Below are 17,698 nucleotides of genomic sequence, written 5' to 3'. Positions count from 1 at the left end.
TCAGGCCCCCTGCTCGTCGGCCAGGCGCGCATCGGCGGCCACCTGCGGCGCGCCTTCGAGCGCGGCACGGTCGAACATCGCGCCCATCGCCACGACGATCTTGCGCGGCCCCTCGTACGGATCGCGCGCATGGGCCGCGAGCATGTTGTCGAGCATGACGATGTCGCCCTGCTGCCAGTCGAAGCGCACGGCGCATTCCTCGTACACCCGCCCGACGATGGCCATGGTTTCGTCGGCGATGGGCGAGCCGTCGCCGTACATCACGTGGCGCGGCAGGCGGTCGATGCCGCCCATGGCGAGCAGGTCCTCGCGCACCTGCGCCTCCAGGCAGGCCACGTGGTGCAGCTGGATCTGGTTGAAGAAAACCTTTTCGCCCGTCAGCGGATGGCGGATCACCGCCGGGCAGCGCGTGCGTGTCTGCAGCGTGTCGTTGTCGAGCCAGCGCCAGGCGATGCCGGCGGCGGCCAGGCGGGCCTCCACCTCTTCGCGGCGCTCGGTCTTGTAGAAGTCGCGCCAGCTCACGTCCAGGCCCGGCGTGAAGGTACGCACGTACAGCAGTTCCCTGCGTTCGAACTCGGCCACCATGTCGGCGGGCAGGCGGCGCAGCATCTCGCGGCAATCGACGATGGGCGTGGCGCCGCCCACCGGCGAGGGCAGCTCGCAGAAGAACCACTGCTTGCGCGGCCAGCGGTCGAGGTGCGAGCTTTCGTTGTGGAACAGGATCATCTGCCGCTCCGGGTACGGCGTGGAGCGGTAGGTTTTCTTGCCGCCCTCCTTCTTGGGCAGGTCGCCGTAGCTGCCGTACAGCTCCGGTTCGATGGCCTCGGCAAAGGCCTCGAAGTCCTGCGGTGTCTTCAGGCCGAAGTTGCGAAACAGGATGCCGCCGTGCCTTGCAACCAGCATCTCGATGTAGTCGGCCTGGCTCCTGGCCCAGGCCACGGTGTCGAGGTCGTCGGTGGTGGTCTGCAGCACGATGGGGAATTCGGCGCCGGGCTGGAGGAAAGAGGTCTGCACGACGGGGCGCGCCGCGGCGCGCGTCGCTTCGCGGCCAGGTCCTGCCTTGCCCAGTTTGTCCAACTTGCCGAGCTTGTCCAGCTTGCCGGCGGCGCCGGTGGATTTCGCGGTGTTCATGTTGATTCGCTCCTGCGTTTGCGAGGGGGCCAGTGCCTCGATAGCCTGGCCCGGTGTTGCGACGATCCGCTCCAGCAGCGCATGCCACGAAGCGGTGAACTCTTCGACGGTCTTCCGCCGGTACAGGTCCGTGGCGTACACCCACTCGACGGTGAGCGCGCCGGCCTGTTCCCTGGCGAACACCGCCAGGTCGAACTTGGATTCGTTCATCTGCTGGGGCAGCACCTCGACCTCGGCGCCTTCGATGGCGAACCGGATCTCGGGCGTGTTCTGCAGGACGAAGAGCACCTGCACCAGCGGGTTGCGGTCACGCGCGCGCCGTGCGCCCGACAGCTCGACGATCTGGTCGAAGGGCACGTCCTGGTGGTCCATGGCGGCAAGCGTCTGCTGCCTGGCTTGCGCAAGCCATTGCCGGAAGTCCATCCGCCGGTCGTCGAGGCGCGAGCGCAGCGGCACCACGTTGACGAAGAAGCCGAGCAGCTGTTCGAGGTCCGGGTGGCCGCGGCCAGCCACGTCGGTACCGATCACGATGTCGTCCGCGCCCGAGGCCTGATGGAAGAACAGGAAGAAGGAGGACAGCAGCAGCGTGAACAGCGAGGTGTCGCATTCGCGCGCCAGCACGGCCAGCGCCTGCGACAAGGCCGGCGGAAGTTCGAGCACCACCGAATCGCCCGCATGCGAGGCCGTGCCCGGACGCTGGTGGTCGGGCTGCAGTGTCGAGACCTCCGGCGCGTTGCGCAGGCAGGTGCGCCAGAACTCGGCCTTGGGCGCGAATGTCTCGCAGGCGAGCGTGCGGGCGTACCACGCGGCGTAGTCCACGTACTGCACCGGCAGCGGCGCAAGCGCCAGCGGCTGCCCGCGCAGCGCCCGCTCGTAGAACTCGCCGAGCTCGCGCGCGAACACCGCGATCGACCAGCCGTCGAAGACGATGTGGTGCACCACGAGCACCAGCACATGCTCGCGCTCGCCCATGCGCACGATGGTGGCCTTGATGAGCGGGCCCTCGGCCAACGAAAAAGGCGTGCGCACGAGCTCGTCGAACAGGGTCGCGTAGCGGCGATCGCGCGCGTCCTTGTCGGCTTCGTCGATATCGACGAGCGGAATGTCCAGGCGCGCGCCGGCACCGATCACCGACACCGGTTCGCCCTCGTCGTCCTCGGCGAACACGGTACGCAGCACCTCGTGCCGCGCGACGATGGCGTCGATGGCCGCGCGCAGCACATCGACGTTCAGTTCGCCGTGCAGAGCCAGTCCGGCCGACATGTTGTAGGCCGCGCGGCCCGTCACATTGCGGTCGTCGGTGAGCCGGTCGACGAGCCAGAGACGGCGCTGCATGGGCGACAGCGGCAGCTCACCCGTGCGCGGAATGGGCGCGATCTCCATCGCGGCGGCCGGCGTCGGCCGGGGCGCCTTGCCGTTCGCCAGCATGTGCGCGATCAGTCCGGCGATGGTCGGCGCCTTGAAGAACTCGCTGGGATGCAGCTCGACTGCGTAGGCCTTGCGCACGCGCGACAGCAGCTGGATGGCCACCAGCGAATCGCCGCCCAGCTCGAACAGGTTGTCGTCCATGCCGATGGGCGCGATGCCCAGGCGCTCGGTCCACAGCGCGGCCAGGGCATTGGCGAGTTCGCCTTCGGGCGCGACGAAGGGCGTCTGCAGCGCGGGGCGCGGATGGCTACCGCCGCTCGCCGCGGGCTGCGCGTCCTCGGCCGCGAGCATGTCGAGCATGCCGTTGTCCAGCGGGCCGAGGCGCTGGGCGAGGTCGGTGGTCGAGATCACGGTCTGCGGCCGCAGCGGGCCGTTGACGATGCGCTCGAAGGTGCGCGCGCCTTCCAGCCCGTCCATGCCGATGCCGTCGGGCACCTCCATGTGCTCGGCCATGCCCAGGCCGCGCCAGGCGTCCCAGTTGACCGAGAAGACCGGGAACTTGCCGACGCGCGCATGGGCGATGGTCACGGCGTCGAGGTACGCATTGGCCGCGGCGTAGTCGCTCATGCCCAGCCCGCCGGCCACGCTGGAGATGGAAGAGCAGAACTGCACGAAGTCGAGCGGCCGGCCGCGCACCGCGTCCAGCAGCACGCGGGTGCCGCGCACCTTGGTCGCGAAGACGGTGTCGACCTGGGCGCGCGTGCGCTGCGCCATCATGCCGCCGCCCGCGTCGCCTGCCGCGTGGACGATGCCGTGCAGCCCGCCGAAGCGCGCGTCCGCCCGTTCGAGTGCGGCGTGCAATTGGGCGGCGTCGGACACGTCGGCCGCGACGGTCAGCACTTCTGCGCCCAACGATTCGAGTTCGAGCAACTGGCGCAGCCTGTTCTTCAGCGCGGCGGGCTGCGCTTCGTCCTCGGCCAGCGAGGCCCATGCCGCGCGCTCCGGCATCGCGGTGCGGCCGAGCAGCACCAGCTTGGCCTGCCAGTGCTGTGCCAGATGCTTCGCAATGGCGAGGCCGACGCCGCCGAGGCCGCCGGTGATCAGGTACACGCCCTGCTTGCGCAGGCGCTGCGCGGTGGCTGGAAGCGGCGCGGGCTCGTAGACCTTCGCCCAGCGGTGCGCACCGCGATAGGCCAGCAGCGGCTCGCCGGGCTCGGCCCGCAGCGCGGCGGATTCCGCGGCGATCTGCTCGACCAGCAAGGTTTCGGCATCGCTCTCGGGCGCGGGCAGCATGACGTCGATCACGCGGCAATGGATGCGCGGGCATTCCTGCCCGATCACCTTGGCCATCCCCGGCAGCGTGGCCTTCTCGGGACACAGCGGCTCGGTGCCGGTGACATCTTCGATCTGGTTGGCGACGACGGTGATCGGCAGCTTGCCGGCCAAGGCCGCCGAGGTGCGCGTGTCGAGCGCCTGCACGAGCGCCAGCAGGCTGAAGAAGCTGCGCTCCAGCAGCTCGGGCTGCGGCTGCGAGGCCGGCACTTCGTCGAGGCACCACAGATGGTGGATGGCCGTGACGGCGCCGAAGTCGGCTTCGACCTCGCGCAGCAGCTGCGCATGGTCGTCGCGCTCGCCGGCGCGCAGGGCCCAGTCATCGCGGCCGGTACGCGCGAAGGCCGGGCCGCGCTGGGCGACGACCACCGCATGGCCCAGTGAACGCAGATGCCGGGCGAGATGGCCGGTGAGGCTGCGGCCATCGCCGAACACGAGCACGCAGCCTGCATCGGCCGTGTTCCCGGGCGCGGCGGACAGCAGCGGCTCGATCCGCTTCCACGAAGGGACGTAGAACGCATCCGAAGGTGCCTTGCGTGCGGACTTCGCCGACGTGGCATCGGGCGCGTCGACCCAGTAGCGGCGGCGCTGGAATGGATAGGCCGGCAGCGGCACGCGGCGCCGCGCCTGTCCCGCATGGCAGGCGGCCCAGTCGATGTCCACGCCCGCAAGCCACAAGCTGGCGAGCGCATGGGCGATCTGCTGCGCGTTGCGCGTGCGTTGCTGCGGATGTGCCTGGCTGGCCTGCACGGAGGCGGCCGAGGCGGCCATCGGGTGCTGGCGCGCCAGGCCGGCGAGCGTTTCGCCGGGGCCGACTTCGAGCACCACCCGCCCCGGCACCTCGAAGAGCGTGCGCAGTCCGGCGGTGAACTGCACCGTGCCGCGCAGGTGTCGCGCCCAGTAGGCCGGGCTGACCGCCTGCTCGGCCGTGATGAGCCGGCCGGTGACGTTGGAGATGAACGGAATCTTCGGCGCCTGCCGCGGCACCGAAGCGATGAGCTGCTCCAGCTGCGCGAGCAGCGGCTGCGTCATCGAGGAATGCGAGGCGATGGACACGTGCAGCCGCCGCGGCAGGTGGCCCTGTGCGCGCAGCTTCTCTTCGGTGGCCTCGATGGCGTCGAGCGGACCGGAGATCACGCACAGCTGCTCGCCGTTGTCGGCTCCCAGGTCGCAGCCGTGGGTCAGGAAAGGCGCGAGTTCTGCCTGCGACAGCGGCACAGCCGTCATTGCGCCGGGAGGCATGGATTGCAGCAGGCGACCGCGCACGGCGGCGAGGCGCAGCGCGTCTTCCAGCCGGAACACGCCCGCCAGGCAGGCCGCCACGTATTCGCCGAGGCTGTGGCCGAGCATCACGGTGGGGCGCACGCCGCGCCGCATCCACCAATGCGCCATTGCATATTCGACGACGAATAAAGCAGGCTGCGCGAAGCCGATGTCGAACAGGCGCGCGTCGACCCCGGCCTCCGCTTCCGGCGCGGTAAACAGCAGTTCGCGCAGGTCGAGACCGAGCTCGGGGCGCAGCAGTTCGCAGCAGCGGTCGATGTCCTCGCGGAACGGCGCATCGTCGCGATAGAGCGCGAGGCCCATGTTGGCGTGCTGCGTGCCGCCGCCGGGGAACAGGAAGGCCACTTCAGGCGGCTGCTCGGGTACCGGGGCGGAAGCCGTGATGACACCTTCTCCCGAAGCGAGCATGCGCGCGGCGGCCTGCGACTCGTCGGCGACCACGGCGCAGCGATGGGCGAAGGGCCTGCGGCCAGTCTGCAGCGTGTATGCGGCGTCGGCCAACGCGGCATGGGGCTGTTCCGCGAGGTGCGCGCCGAGCCGCTGCGCGGCCTGCCGCACGGCGGTGGCGCTCATGGCCGACAGCGGCAGCACCTGCCAGCCGCCCTGCCCTTGCGGCAACGCTGAGACGGCCGGCGCCTCTGGCGCCTCTTCGAGCACGACGTGCACGTTGGTGCCGCCGATGCCGAAGGCGCTGACGCCCGCGCGGCGCGGCGCATCGCCCTTGGGCCACGGCCGGGCCTCGGTGTTCACATAGAACGGGCTGTTCTCAAAGTCGATCTGCGGATTGGGTTGCTCGAAATGCAGGCTGGGCGGCAGCGTCCTGTGCCGCAGCGCCATCGTCGCCTTGATGAGCCCGGCCACGCCGGCGGCCGCATCGAGGTGGCCGATGTTGGTCTTGACCGAGCCGATGGCGCACCGGCCTCCAGCCGCCGCCCCGCCGCTCGCAAAGGCCTGCGTCAGCGCGGCCATCTCGATCGGGTCGCCGAGCGTGGTGCCGGTGCCGTGCGCTTCCACATAGCCGATGGTGTGCGCGGGCACGTCGGCCATCATCTGCGCCGCGCGGATCACGCCGGCTTGCCCCTGCACGCTGGGCGCGGTGAAGCCGATCTTGTCCGCACCGTCGTTGTTGGCGGCGCTGCCCTTGATGACGGCGTGGATGGTGTCGCCGTCGCGCAGCGCCTCCTGCAGCCGCTTGAGCACGACGATGCCCGCGCCGCTGCCGATGACGGTGCCCGCCGCCTTGGCGTCGAAGGCGCGGCAGTGGCCGTCGGGCGAGAGGATGGCGCCGCTCTGGTAGCGGTAGCCGCCCTCTTGCAGCAAATTGAGCCACACGCCGCCGGCCAGCGCCATGTCGCAGTCGTGGCTCAGCAGGGCCTGGCAGGCCATGTGCACCGCCACCAGCGACGTCGAGCATTCGGTCTGCACGCTGACGGCAGGGCCGCGCAGGTCGAGCTTGTAGGCCACGCGCGTGCACAGCGAGCCGGCGGAGTTGCCGCTCATCAGGCCCAGCATGTCGGCGATGCCCGTGCCGGCGTCGACGCCGAAGGCGGGCAGCAGGTGCCGCATCAGGTAGAGGTTGGGTCCGTCGCCCGCGTAGACGCCGACCGACGCGGGGTTCTTCCTGGCCTGCCAGCCCGCATGTTCCAGCGCCTCCCAGGCGCATTCGAGGAAGATGCGCTGCTGCGGATCGAGGTGCTCGGCCTCGCGCGGGGAATAGCCGAAGAAGCCGGCGTCGAACTGATCGAACCCTTCGAACAGCACGCCGGCCTTCACATAGTCGGGGTCGGCCAGCGTGCGCTCGGGCACGCCGCGCGCGCGCAGTTGCTCGTCGCTGAAAACGGTGACCGATTCGACGCCGTCGCGGATGTTGCGCCAGAAGGTGTCGACATCGGGCGCGCCCGGAAATCGCCCGGCCATGCCGACGATGGCGATCTCGATGCCCGTGAGTCCGGACGGCGCTGTGTCTTGGTCTTGCATCAGAAGCTTCTTTCGGTGGGACGGCGGCGCTGCAGCAGGGCGGCGCGCTGGCGCTGGGCGCGCGCCTGCTCGCTGTCGCCGTCGCCGTCGTCATTGCGGGCGGCCTGCGCCGCGCCGCGTCCCTGCTCGATGCGGCGCGCCAGCGCGCCGACGGTGGGAAACTTGAAGAGATCGACCACGGTCAGGCCCGGACTGAGCCGGTCTTCCATCAGCCGGTGCATGCGGATCAGCAGCAGCGAGTTGCCGCCGAGATCGAAGAAGTTGTCGTGCATGCCCACCTTCTCGACCTTGAGCAGTTCGGTCCAGATCGAGGCCAGCGCCTGGGCGACGTCGCCTTGCGGTGCCTCGTAGTCCTGGCGGTCGGGCAAGGCGGGTGCCGGCAGCGCGCGGCGGTCGACCTTGCCGCCCGCGGTGAGCGGAAAGCTGTCGAGCGCCACGAAGGCCGAGGGCACCATGTAGTCGGGCAGGACGCGGCCCAGTTGCTCCCGCAACGCCGCTGTGTCGATCTGCGCGGCGGGTGCGGGCGATACATAGGCCACCAGCGAGGCGCCGGCTGCGCCGTCGTGCACGAGCACCAATGCTTCGCGAACCGCCGCGTGCTCGCGCAGGCGCGCTTCGATTTCGGCAAGCTCGATGCGAAAGCCCCGTACCTTCACCTGGTGGTCGAGACGGCCCAGGTATTCGAGCTGGCCGTCGCCGCGCCAGCGCACGAGGTCGCCGGTGCGGTAGAGCCTGCCACCTGCTGCATCGAAGGGATCGGCGACGAAGCGTTCGGCCGTGAGGGCCGCGCGGCCGAGGTAGCCGCGCGCCAGCCCTTTGCCGCCGAGGTACAGCTCGCCGGGAACGCCCTGGGGAAGCGGCTGCAGGTTCGCGTCGAGCACATGCGCGGTGCGACGGCCCACGGGACGGCCGATGGGCACGTAGCCCTGCGGCGCCTGCTCCGCGTCATCCGCCGTGCCGTGCCAGGCGGTGGGCGTGATGACGGCTTCGGTCGGGCCGTAGGCGTTGACGATCTGCCCCGGGCGCAGCACGCGCCGGATCAGCGCGATGTCTTCGCCGGTCCAGGCCTCGCCGCCGAAGAGCGCAACGCGCACGGCATGCGCGAACGGTGCCTGGCCCTGCATCAGTTGGCGTGCATAGGCCGGCGGGAGGTCGACCACGCTCACGCGGTGGCGCTGCAGCAGGGCGTCGAGTTGACCGGCAATAGAACACCACTGCGGCTGCACCACGAGCGCCGCACCCGCAACCAGTGGCAGCAGGCATTGCTCGATGGATGCGTCGACATGCGGCAGCGCGAACTGAAGCGACCGGTCTTCCGCGCGCATGCCGCAGGCCCGCGCCATTGCCTGGACGTGCATCGACAGCGCGCCGTGTGCCACGGCCACGCCCTTGGGTCGCCCCGTGGTGCCGGAGGTGTAGACGACGTAGGCGAGGTGGGCGTCGTGCAGCGCAATGTCTGGATCGGCGGCCGGCTCGGCGCCTTGGGCCAGCGCCTCACTGAGCACCACCCTGGCGATGCCGCCCGCATCGAGCACATCGGCGTTGGCGCTGTCGGTGAGCAGCACGCGCGCGCCGCTGTCTTCCAGCAACTGCGCAAGCCTTTGCGGAGGATGCGAAGGGTCCAGCGGCAGGTAGGTGCCTCCGGCCTTCAGCACGCCGAGGAGGCCAGCCACGCGATCGGCCGGTGCTTGGATGGCCACCGCGACAGTGCGGTCGGGCACCACCCCCTGGCGGACCAGCCGGTGCGCGAGTCGGTTGGCTCGCGCGTTCAGAACCGCGTAGCTGAGTTGGGTGTCGCCGTCGATCAGGGCAACGGCCCCGGGCGTGGCTCGCGCCTGCGCCTCGAACAGGCGGTGCACGGGCTGCGCGTGCGGCGCCTGCGGCTCGCCGGCCGACCATTCGCGCAGCCGATGCCGCTCGGTGGCATCGAGCCACTGCACGTCGCCCAGCGCCTGCGCGGGATCGGCCGCCAGCGCTTCCAGCAGCGCGCGGTAGTGCGTGGCCATGCGCGCGATGGTGGTTGGCTCGAACAGTTCGGCCGCATAGGTGAGCACCGCACCGGTGCTTCCGTCGGCATGTTCGCGGATGTCGAGCATGAGTTCGAACTGCGCGGCGCTGTCGGCGATGCGGTGCTCGCGCGCCTCCAGGCCGGGCAGCAAGCGCAGAATGCCCGTGTCTTCGCGCAGGTGGTTGAACATCACCTGGAACAGAGGGCTGTGGCTCAGGCTGCGCTGCGGCTGCAGGGCCTCGACGATCTGTTCGAACGGCAGGTCCTGGTGCGCCTGCGCGCCGAGCGCGGCTTCCCGTGTCTGCGCCAGCAGTTGCGCAAGGCTCATGCGGCCCTGCAACGTGCTGCGAAGCACCTGCGTATTGACGAAGAAGCCGATCAGCCCGGCGGTTTCCGGCCGCTGGCGGTTGGCGACAGGCACGCCGACACGCACATCCTGCTGGCCCGTGTAGCGGTGCAGCAGCGCCTGGAAGCCGGCAAGCAGCGCCATGAAGAATGTCGCGCCGTGCGCCTGCGCGGTGGCGCGCAGGCGCCGGGTGAGCGCGGCGTCGAACTCGAAGGCATGGCCGGCCGCGCGGTAGGCTGCGACCGCATGCCGGGGATGGTCCGTGGGCAGAGCCAGCACGGGATGGTCGGCGCCCAGCTGTTCGCGCCAATACGCGAGCTGGCGCTCAGCCTCGCCGGCGGCGAGCCAGTCGCGCTGCCAGAGGGCGTAGTCGGCATACTGGACGGGCAGCGGCTTGAACAGCGGTGCCGCGCCTTTCGCACGGGCGGCATAGGCGGCGCCGAGTTCCTCGACCAGCACCTGCATCGAAGCGCCATCGGACACGATGTGATGCATGACGACGACCAGCAGGTGCCGGGCTTCGTCGATGCGGATCAGCGCCGCGCGCAGCAGCGGGCCTTCGCCGAGGTCGAAGGGCTCGGCGTGGCACTGGCTGGCATGCTCGGCGGCAGCGGCCTCCCGCGCTTCGGCGGGCCATGCGCCGAGGTCGATACGCCGCAGCGCGAGCCGCAGCGCCGGCGCAATGACCTGGGCAACCGTGCCGTCCGCCGCCGCGCGAAACACGGTGCGCAGGCTCTCGTGGCGATCGACCAGGTCGCCGAGCGCTGCGTCCAGCGCATCGGCGTCCAGGACGCCGGACAGATCCAGCGCCACGCTCACGTGGTAGGCGGTGCTTTTCGGGTCGAGCTGCCACAGGAACCACTGGCGCTCCTGCGCGTGCGACAGCGCGAGCGGCTTCGCACGATGCTCGGCCGGCATCACGGGGATCACGCTGCGCGGCTTGCGCGGTCCGGTGGCGAGCACGCGTCGCACTTGCGCGGCCAACGCGCCGAGGCGCGGCTGCTCGAACAGCGCGCGCACCGGAAACTCGATCTCCCATCGATCGGCGATGCGGGCCGCCACCTGCGTCGCGGCGAGCGAGTTGCCGCCGTGGATGAAGAAGTGCGTGTCGCGCGGCAGCGCGGTCTGTGCGTCGCGGCGCAGCACTTCGCTCCAGATCGCGGCGACGGCCTGCTCCACGTCGTCGAGCGGCCGCTCGATGGCGGGTGCGGGCGCCGCGGCGGAACCGCCGAGAACGAACGCACCGTGCGCATACATCGCATAGGCATCGGCCGTGCGGTCGATCCAGCCCTGGCGGCAGGCACCGCGCTGCAGCTTGCCGCTCGTGGTCTTGGGCATGCCGCTAGGGTTCAGCAGCATGACGACGGACAGCGGCTCGCCGAACTGCTCGCTCACCGCGGCGCTGAGCGTCTCGACCAGCGCTTCGGGCTTCACCAGCTTCTGCGTGCTGCGCGATACCTCGGCGGCCAGCCCGATGCCTTCCCCATCGGGGCCGTCGACGGAGAAGGCCGCCACACGGCCCTTGCGCACGATGTCGACCTCGAGTTCGATCATGCGCTCGATGTCCTGCGGGTACAGGTTGTGCCCGCGCACGATGATCATGTCCTTGATGCGCCCCGCGACGTATAGCTGGGCGTCGTGCAGGAAGCCGAGGTCGCCGGTGCGCAGCCAGATCGCGCCGTCGTGCGCGACGAAGGTCTCCCGCGACACCTGCGGCTTGTTCCAGTAGCCGCTGCCGATGCTGGGGCCGCTGGCCCAGATTTCGCCGACATGGCCCGCATCGCGCACCGCCAGCGTGACAGGATCGACGATGCGCACGGCATGGCCCGTGACGGTGCGGCCGCAGCCGACGAGGGTGGCACTTTCTTCGGTGCCGGTTTCGACGATGCCGCGGGCCAAGCCGCTGCTGGAGAAGTCGCGCGCCACCATGCCGGCGCCGCGCTCGCCGCCCGTCACGAACAGCGTGGACTCGGCCAGGCCATAGCAGGGGTACACCGCGCCGGCGGCAAAACCCGCGGGTGCGAACTGCTTCCTGAACTCGCGCAGCGTGTCGGCGCGCACGGGCTCGGCACCGGAAAACGCCAGGCCCCAGCTCGACAGGTCGAGCTTCTGCAACTGCGCTTCGGACACGCGGTCGAGGCACAGGCGATAGGCGAAGTCGGGGCCGCCGCTGATGGTCGCGCGATGGCGCGAGATGGCTTCGAGCCAGCGCACGGGCCGCTCCAGGAAATAGCGTGGCGACATCAGCGCGACGGGAATGCCGCGATGCAGCGGCTGCAGCAGGCCGCCGATCAGCCCCATGTCGTGGTTCAGCGGCAGCCAGGTCGCGAAGATGTCGTCGGGTCCGACCGAGAGCCCCTCTTCGATCGCACGCATGTTTGCCATGAGGTTGGCATGCGTGACCATGACGCCCTTGGGCGCCGAGGTGGAGCCGGAGGTGTATTGCAGGAAGGCGATGTCGGTGGCAGAGGGGGTGTGCGGCGTCCAGCGCTCGGCGTCTTCGGCACCGATTCCGTCCACGGGGATCAGCGGCACGTCGACGAAGGCTCCGCCCACGCCGGCGATCGCCGCTTGGATGGTGGCGTGGGTCAGCACGCAGCAGGCGCCGGCGTCGGCCGCAATGCCTTCGAGCTTGCCGAGATGCCGCTTGCGCGTGGATTCCGGCGGAAACACGGGCACGGCGATGAGACCGGCATAGAGGCAGGCGAAGAAGCTCACGACGTAGTCGTCGCCGTTGTCCAGCATGATCAGCGCGCGTTCGCCGCGGCCGAAGTTCTGTTGCAGATACGCCGCGAGGCCGCGCACGCGCGTGTCGAGCCGGCGATAGGAGATGGGCGTGTCCAGGGCGGCGCCGTCGCGGTCGGTCACGGCGATGAGCGCGGTGTCGTCGGGCCGCCGTGCAGCCAGGTCGCGCAGGTGGCTCACGAAATCCACGGGGTGCATCGGATTCACATCGGTTCCTTGATTTGCCGGGCCGGCAAAACGGCGGGACCCGGCGACGGCGGCTCAGGCCAAGGCACGCGGCGCATGGACGCCTCCCGCCGCGGACTGGGCCAGGCGCTGCGCCAGTACGGCCAGCACCGGTGTCTCGTGCTGCCGGATGAAGAAATGGCCGCCCTCGAACCAGTCCAGCGTGAAACCGGGACGGGCGGTCTCGCCGCGCCAGGCTTCCATGCGCCAGGGCTCGACGTCGTCCTGCCGGCCGGCGAAGGCATGCAGCGCAACGGGCAGCGGCGCGTTGCCGGGGTGTTCGAAGCTCTGGCACACGCGATAGTCGGCGGCGAGCGTGTCGAGCGTCATGCGCAGGAGTTCGGGGCTGGCGAAGAGCTCCTCCGGCGTTCCGCCCTGCTTGCGCAGATCACCGATGAGGGCGTCGTCATCGTCCATGTCGACGAAACGGTCCGGATCGCGCTGCGAAGGCGCGGCGCTGCCCGACACGAGCAGCGCCCGCGGCAGCGCCCGGCCGCTGGCGCGAAGGCGCTGTGCAATGCCCCAGGCCAGCAAGGCGCCCATGCTGTGGCCGAAGAGCGCGAAATTGCCGCGCAGCGCGGCGTCCTGCTCGGCGCACAGCCGCGCGACCAAAGAATCGAAATCTTCGACCAAATCCTCGCCCAGGCGCTGGCCACGACCGGGCAGCTCGACCGGCACGACCTCGATCCAGCGCGGCAGCAGGCGGCGCCAGCGCAGGTACATGGTGGCGCTGGCGCCCGCACAGGGCAGGCACAGCAGGGAAAGGGGCGCCTGCATTCGCTCAGGCGGCGGCCGATGCGCTCTTGCTGCTGTCCTGCTGCGCCATCCAGTCGCGCAGAGACTTCGGACGCATGTCGGTCCAGGTTTTCTCGACGTACTCGAGCACGGTCTTCTTGTCGCCCTGCACGCCGTCGACAGCCTTCCATCCGCCGGGCACGGCCTTCCATTGCGGCCAGATCGAATATTGCTCTTCGTGGTTGACCAGGACGATGAAGGTTTCGTCTTCGCGGTCGAAGCAGCTGGTAGACATGTGCGGTCCTCTTGGGGTTGTTGAGACGACAGGCAAGAGGCTTCGCACACCTCTTCCCTTTGCGATACATGACGGGGCGGGAGGCCGGGTGTTTAGGGGGTGTGAACCCATTTCCCGCAGCGGCATGCGCGGGCACGGCTGCGCCGCGGCATGGCCGCTGGAAATCGGGCGAAACCGGGAATGCGGAGGTCAGCGGCCGCGGCTAGCGGCCGGCGATGCCGTCGGGTGGATCGTCCGGCGGGGGGACGTCGTTGGCGGGCGGCACCAGGCCCACGAGCAGCCAGAGGCGGGCCGCTTCGTCATGGGTCTTGCGGTGGAGGGGATCTGCGGCGAGCCACTGCATGAACTCGTCGCGCGTCGCGCCGTCGAGGCTGCCGCGCTGCTCGTGCTGGCGACGCACCCAGGTCCATGCGGCCTGCCAGACCGGGTCGTGATCCTTGTCCTTTGTCATCGGCGCATCGTATCGCCGATGGGCGATGCGGGGTCAGCCGCCCTGCACCAGGTACCGGCAGCTTTCGAGGGCCGCGTCGGCGTCCTTGATCATGAAGTTCACGAGCGTGGCGGAGCAGCCGAGCCGCACGCCGATCTCCCGTTGAGTCATGCCGCTCAAGCGGTTGAGCTCGAAGGCCAGGCGGGTGCGCGCGGGCAGCGCGTCGAGCACGCGGTCGATCGCTGCCAGCGCCTGGCGCCCGTCCAGCAGGCGCTCGGGCGCGTCGTTGCTCGGGGGGCTGACAAGCTCCACGTCCTCGCAGTACGTGCGGTAGCTGGCTTCGACGGAATGATGGCGGTGGTAGTCGAAGGCCACGTTGCGCACCACCTGGCAGCAGTAGCCGAGCGGCTTGCGCACCTCGCGCAGGGAGGCGCCGTCGGCCAGCTTGAGATAGGCGTCCTGCAGCACTTCGTCGGCCAGGTCCGCCGTGCGGACGATTTTTTGCGCGACGCGCTGGAGCTGGGCGCGGTTGGCGACGAAGACTTCCGCCAACGTGAGTTCGGCTGGCTGCAGCGACATGTCCATGGGTACTCCTGAAGTATTCACTGTAGACAATACAAATGAGAACTATTACCATCTTGTGACGGAAGAGGGCCCGGATTTCCGGGCTGCTCCCTGTCTCTTAACCTAAAGACGTTTGAACCGCTCAAAGCGAGACAGGCGGACGATCGCGCAGGCGCCGCCTCAGGGACGCACGGTCACGCGCCGCAGTTGTGGATCGCGCGCGATGTCTTCCTCGCGGAACGGAAAGCGCAGCCAGTCCTTGCGCGCATAGCGCGCCACCGGTGCCAGTCCGCTGCCGCCGGTCACTGCGGTTTCGCGTTCACCGTGTGCAAGCAGCGTGCGCGCCTGCACACCGCGCCGGTCGAAGTACACGACCTGGAGGTAGGTGTTGCCATGCGAGCGATCGTCCATGGCGTAGTCGCCGTCGTTGGCGCAAGCCACCGTGAAGTAGCCTTCCGCGTCGCAGCCGCCGAAGAGGGGTAGCTTCCTGCCCTCGCTGCGGGCGAAGCGCTGCTGGCCCAGCGGCGCATCCAGCGCCCAGCCCTTGCGCGCCATGTCCTGCACCGCGCCGGCCAGCGCGGAGGCCACGCGCGGGTCCGCAGCTTGAATCGCCGACGGTGTCTGCAACGGCGCCGATGCCGAGAACGGCTGCGCATAGAGCTCATTGGCCGGGATTTCCTGGACCCGGGTCCAGAAGGCATCCCAGAGCAGCGCGCCCCGGTCGTTCGCATCGGCGCGATTGGACCAGCGCCGCAGCACGTCGCATGCCCGCTGGATATCCGCCTGGTCTTTCGCACAGGCGCCCCCGAGCAGCGCTGCCTTGAACCGGTCCGCGGTCGATGCACGTGCCTCCAATGCCTTGCGAATGACGCGGTCCGCCAATGCCTTGGCCGAGCTCGCGCCGGCACTGGCGAGTTCACTCGCGATGCGATGCCCTTCCCACCCCCGCATCGACAGCGGCTGGCCTTCGCCTCCGAGGATCGATGCGAACCCCGACAACGGCCACGCCGGGTTCGTGAGCCAGTAGCTGTCGTTCATGTTGGCGACGTAGTCCTCGCGCAGCAGGCTGGGCATGCGGTCGGCGGCCATGGCGCCGGGCTGCACCCCGTTCTTCGCGGACCGCCATTCGCAGGCCGACCGGCTGCCATCGAGCACCGGCATGGCGGGGTCGAGCGCGGCAAGCGCCTTCGACAGCGGCGTCGCGCAGGCCGCGCGAAGGTCGTCGGGCACGCCGGGTACCGCCCCGATGTCGGCATACCAGGCCCGACCGTCGCCGCGCCCGATGGCCGCCGTGTTGACCCATGGCATGGCCGTCTCTTCCCGCTGGATGGCCATGAACTCTTCGAGCGAGCGCGCCTGGTTCCAGCGGAAGAAGTTGCGGAAGATGCGCAGGTTGTCGGCATTGATGTCGCGCATCGCGAGCGCCTTGCGCGCGCCCCATGCCAGCGCCGGGTTGCGCGCCCCCAGGTCGACCACCGGGCCGAAGCGCGTGCGATAGAGCGTGCGGCGCACCAGGTCCACCGAGCCGTCGGACCGGCGCACCGCCACGGCAAGCGTCTGGGCCTGCATGGGTTCGGAGCGGCCGTCGACCATGTAGCGCGTGGGGTCGGCCGGATCCAGCGTCAGGTCGAACAGTCCGAAGCGTCGCGCGGCGGAGACCGTGTGGCTCCAGGCCACATCGTTGTTGAAGCCGATCATGATGACCGGAATGCCGAGGAAGGACACGCCCGCCACGTCGAGCTTGCCCGGCAGCGTGAGGTGCGCCTGATAGAAGCGGTCGGGCCCGCCCCAGTACCAGTGCGGATTGCCGAACAGCACGCCGCCGCGCTCACCGGTCGCCGCCTGGCCGAATGCGAGCACGTTGCTGCCGATGCCGCGCGCGTCGCCCACCGGGATGTCGAGCCGCGAAGACAGCGATAGCTTGTCCGCCGGCACGGGCGGCGCGGCGGCCGCGGGCTTGGCATTCACGATCTCCGAAACGAAGCGGGTATATCCACCGGCCAGTCCGGCGGCGATCATGCGGCGGTAGACATCCTCGGGCCCGATGGCTCGCACCCACGGCGCGCCGGCACACGCATGCGACGGCGCGCCGCGTCCGGGCTTGCGTGCCTGCAGCGTGCGCAGATGGCGGTTGTAGCCCTGCGCGTAGCCGGCAATGAGTTCGTTGAGGTCGGCCGGCTGTTCACGCTTGAGCGCCTCGACCGCCTCGGGACCTGCGAATGCCCTGAAGAAGAAATCCAGGTCGAGATTGGCGGCCTCGCCGAACGTCGAGCGCGTCCGGGGCTTTCCCTCGGCGCCAAAGTACAGCGATCGCTGCCCGCCGTAAGTGACGAAAGCCTCGGCGAGCGTGCACAACGCGTCTTCGGCCTGCGCCTGTCCGTAGCCGAGGCCCAGCCCGCGCCAGCTGCCGGCGCGCACATGCGGAATGCCGTCGGTGGTGCGCCGGATCTCTATGGAGTCGGTTGATGCCCCGCCGCGAGCCGACGCCGGGGCGGCACCGAAGACGGCAAAGGAGATTCCCAGGGCGGCCACGCACAGGCCCCGCGCGGGCACGCGAAAAAAAGAGAGTAGGTCCACGTCGTCGTTCGCTGGTGGCATGAATGGATGCCGCGACGCCAGCACAACGCCGCTTCCTGCACAGACGGATCGGCGCGCCCGTTGTTTACACCGAGCGGTGAAACACGAGCGGCCGCGTCCTCAGCCCGGGATGTCCGGCTCCACCAGTTGCGCCAGGGCGACGAGCGATTCTTGCCAGCCCAGGTAGCACATCTCCACGGGAATCATGTCGGGGATGCCTTCCTGCACGACCGATAGTTCCGTGCCGCAGGACACCGCGGTCAGCGTCACCGTCGTCTTCATGGTGCCTGGAAGATTGGCATCGTCGAAGGTCGCGTCGTAGGCAATGCGCTTGTGCGGGACGAGTTCCAGGTACTTCCCGCCGAACGAGTGGCTGTGCCCGGTGCCGAAGTTGGTGAAGGACATGCGCCAGGCGCCCCCGACCACGGGCTCCATGGCGTGGATCCTGCCGGTGAATCCGAACGGCGGCAGCCAGCGTTCGAACGCGCCAGGCTCCACGAAGGCACGGTAAAGGCGCTCCGGCGAGGTGCGCAGCACGCGATGAAGACGGACGGTATTGGTGGCCATGGTTGTTGCTCCTGAAAAATGAGGAAGACCCTCAATGGATACGTCGGCCGAGCCTCCTCAAGATCGACATGCCGAAGACTGGGGCGCGCGGCTTCGGGACGGCCCCGCAACTTC

8 protein-coding genes are annotated in these 17,698 nt (G+C 69.7%); all 8 read right to left on the bottom strand.

Annotation, left to right across the window (positions count from 1 at the left end):
- Positions 1-7,092: an SDR family NAD(P)-dependent oxidoreductase gene (locus tag QRN67_RS33235; protein ID WP_350226954.1), complete on the bottom strand. Its 7,092-nt coding sequence runs from the start codon at positions 7,090-7,092 to the stop codon at positions 1-3.
- Positions 7,092-12,389, bottom strand: coding sequence for a non-ribosomal peptide synthetase (locus tag QRN67_RS28450; RefSeq protein ID WP_285414598.1), 5,298 nt, complete (start codon positions 12,387-12,389; stop codon positions 7,092-7,094). The genes QRN67_RS33235 and QRN67_RS28450 overlap by 1 nt, the downstream gene beginning before the upstream one ends.
- A 63-nt stretch (positions 12,390-12,452) precedes the next feature.
- Positions 12,453-13,193: a thioesterase II family protein gene (locus tag QRN67_RS28445; RefSeq protein WP_285414593.1), complete on the bottom strand. Its 741-nt coding sequence runs from the start codon at positions 13,191-13,193 to the stop codon at positions 12,453-12,455.
- Between the two features lie 4 nt (positions 13,194-13,197).
- The gene (locus QRN67_RS28440) at positions 13,198-13,446 is read right to left on the bottom strand and encodes an MbtH family protein (protein ID WP_081266156.1); all 249 of its coding nucleotides are present in this window, start codon (positions 13,444-13,446) and stop codon (positions 13,198-13,200) included.
- Positions 13,447-13,648: 202 nt separating this feature from the next.
- Complete coding sequence (locus QRN67_RS28435; RefSeq protein WP_285414592.1) at positions 13,649-13,897, bottom strand: FecR/PupR family sigma factor regulator; 249 nt, start codon at positions 13,895-13,897, stop codon at positions 13,649-13,651.
- Between the two features lie 33 nt (positions 13,898-13,930).
- Entirely contained in the window at positions 13,931-14,461 is a 531-nt protein-coding gene (locus QRN67_RS28430) for a sigma-70 family RNA polymerase sigma factor (RefSeq protein ID WP_205368125.1), read from the bottom strand.
- 159 nt (positions 14,462-14,620) lie between these two features.
- Positions 14,621-17,017, bottom strand: coding sequence for a penicillin acylase family protein (locus tag QRN67_RS28425; RefSeq protein WP_285414591.1), 2,397 nt, complete (start codon positions 17,015-17,017; stop codon positions 14,621-14,623).
- Between the two features lie 120 nt (positions 17,018-17,137).
- Positions 17,138-17,584 (bottom strand): SRPBCC family protein, encoded by a 447-nt coding sequence (locus QRN67_RS28420; protein WP_285414590.1) that lies wholly within the window; start codon positions 17,582-17,584, stop codon positions 17,138-17,140.
- Between the last annotated feature and the right edge of the window lie 114 nt (positions 17,585-17,698).

Origin of the sequence: Variovorax sp. efr-133-TYG-130 (assembly GCF_030208835.1) — a bacterium.
Classification (GTDB): Bacteria; Pseudomonadota; Gammaproteobacteria; order Burkholderiales; family Burkholderiaceae_C; genus Variovorax.
This window is presented reverse-complemented; position numbering and strand designations above follow the sequence as displayed.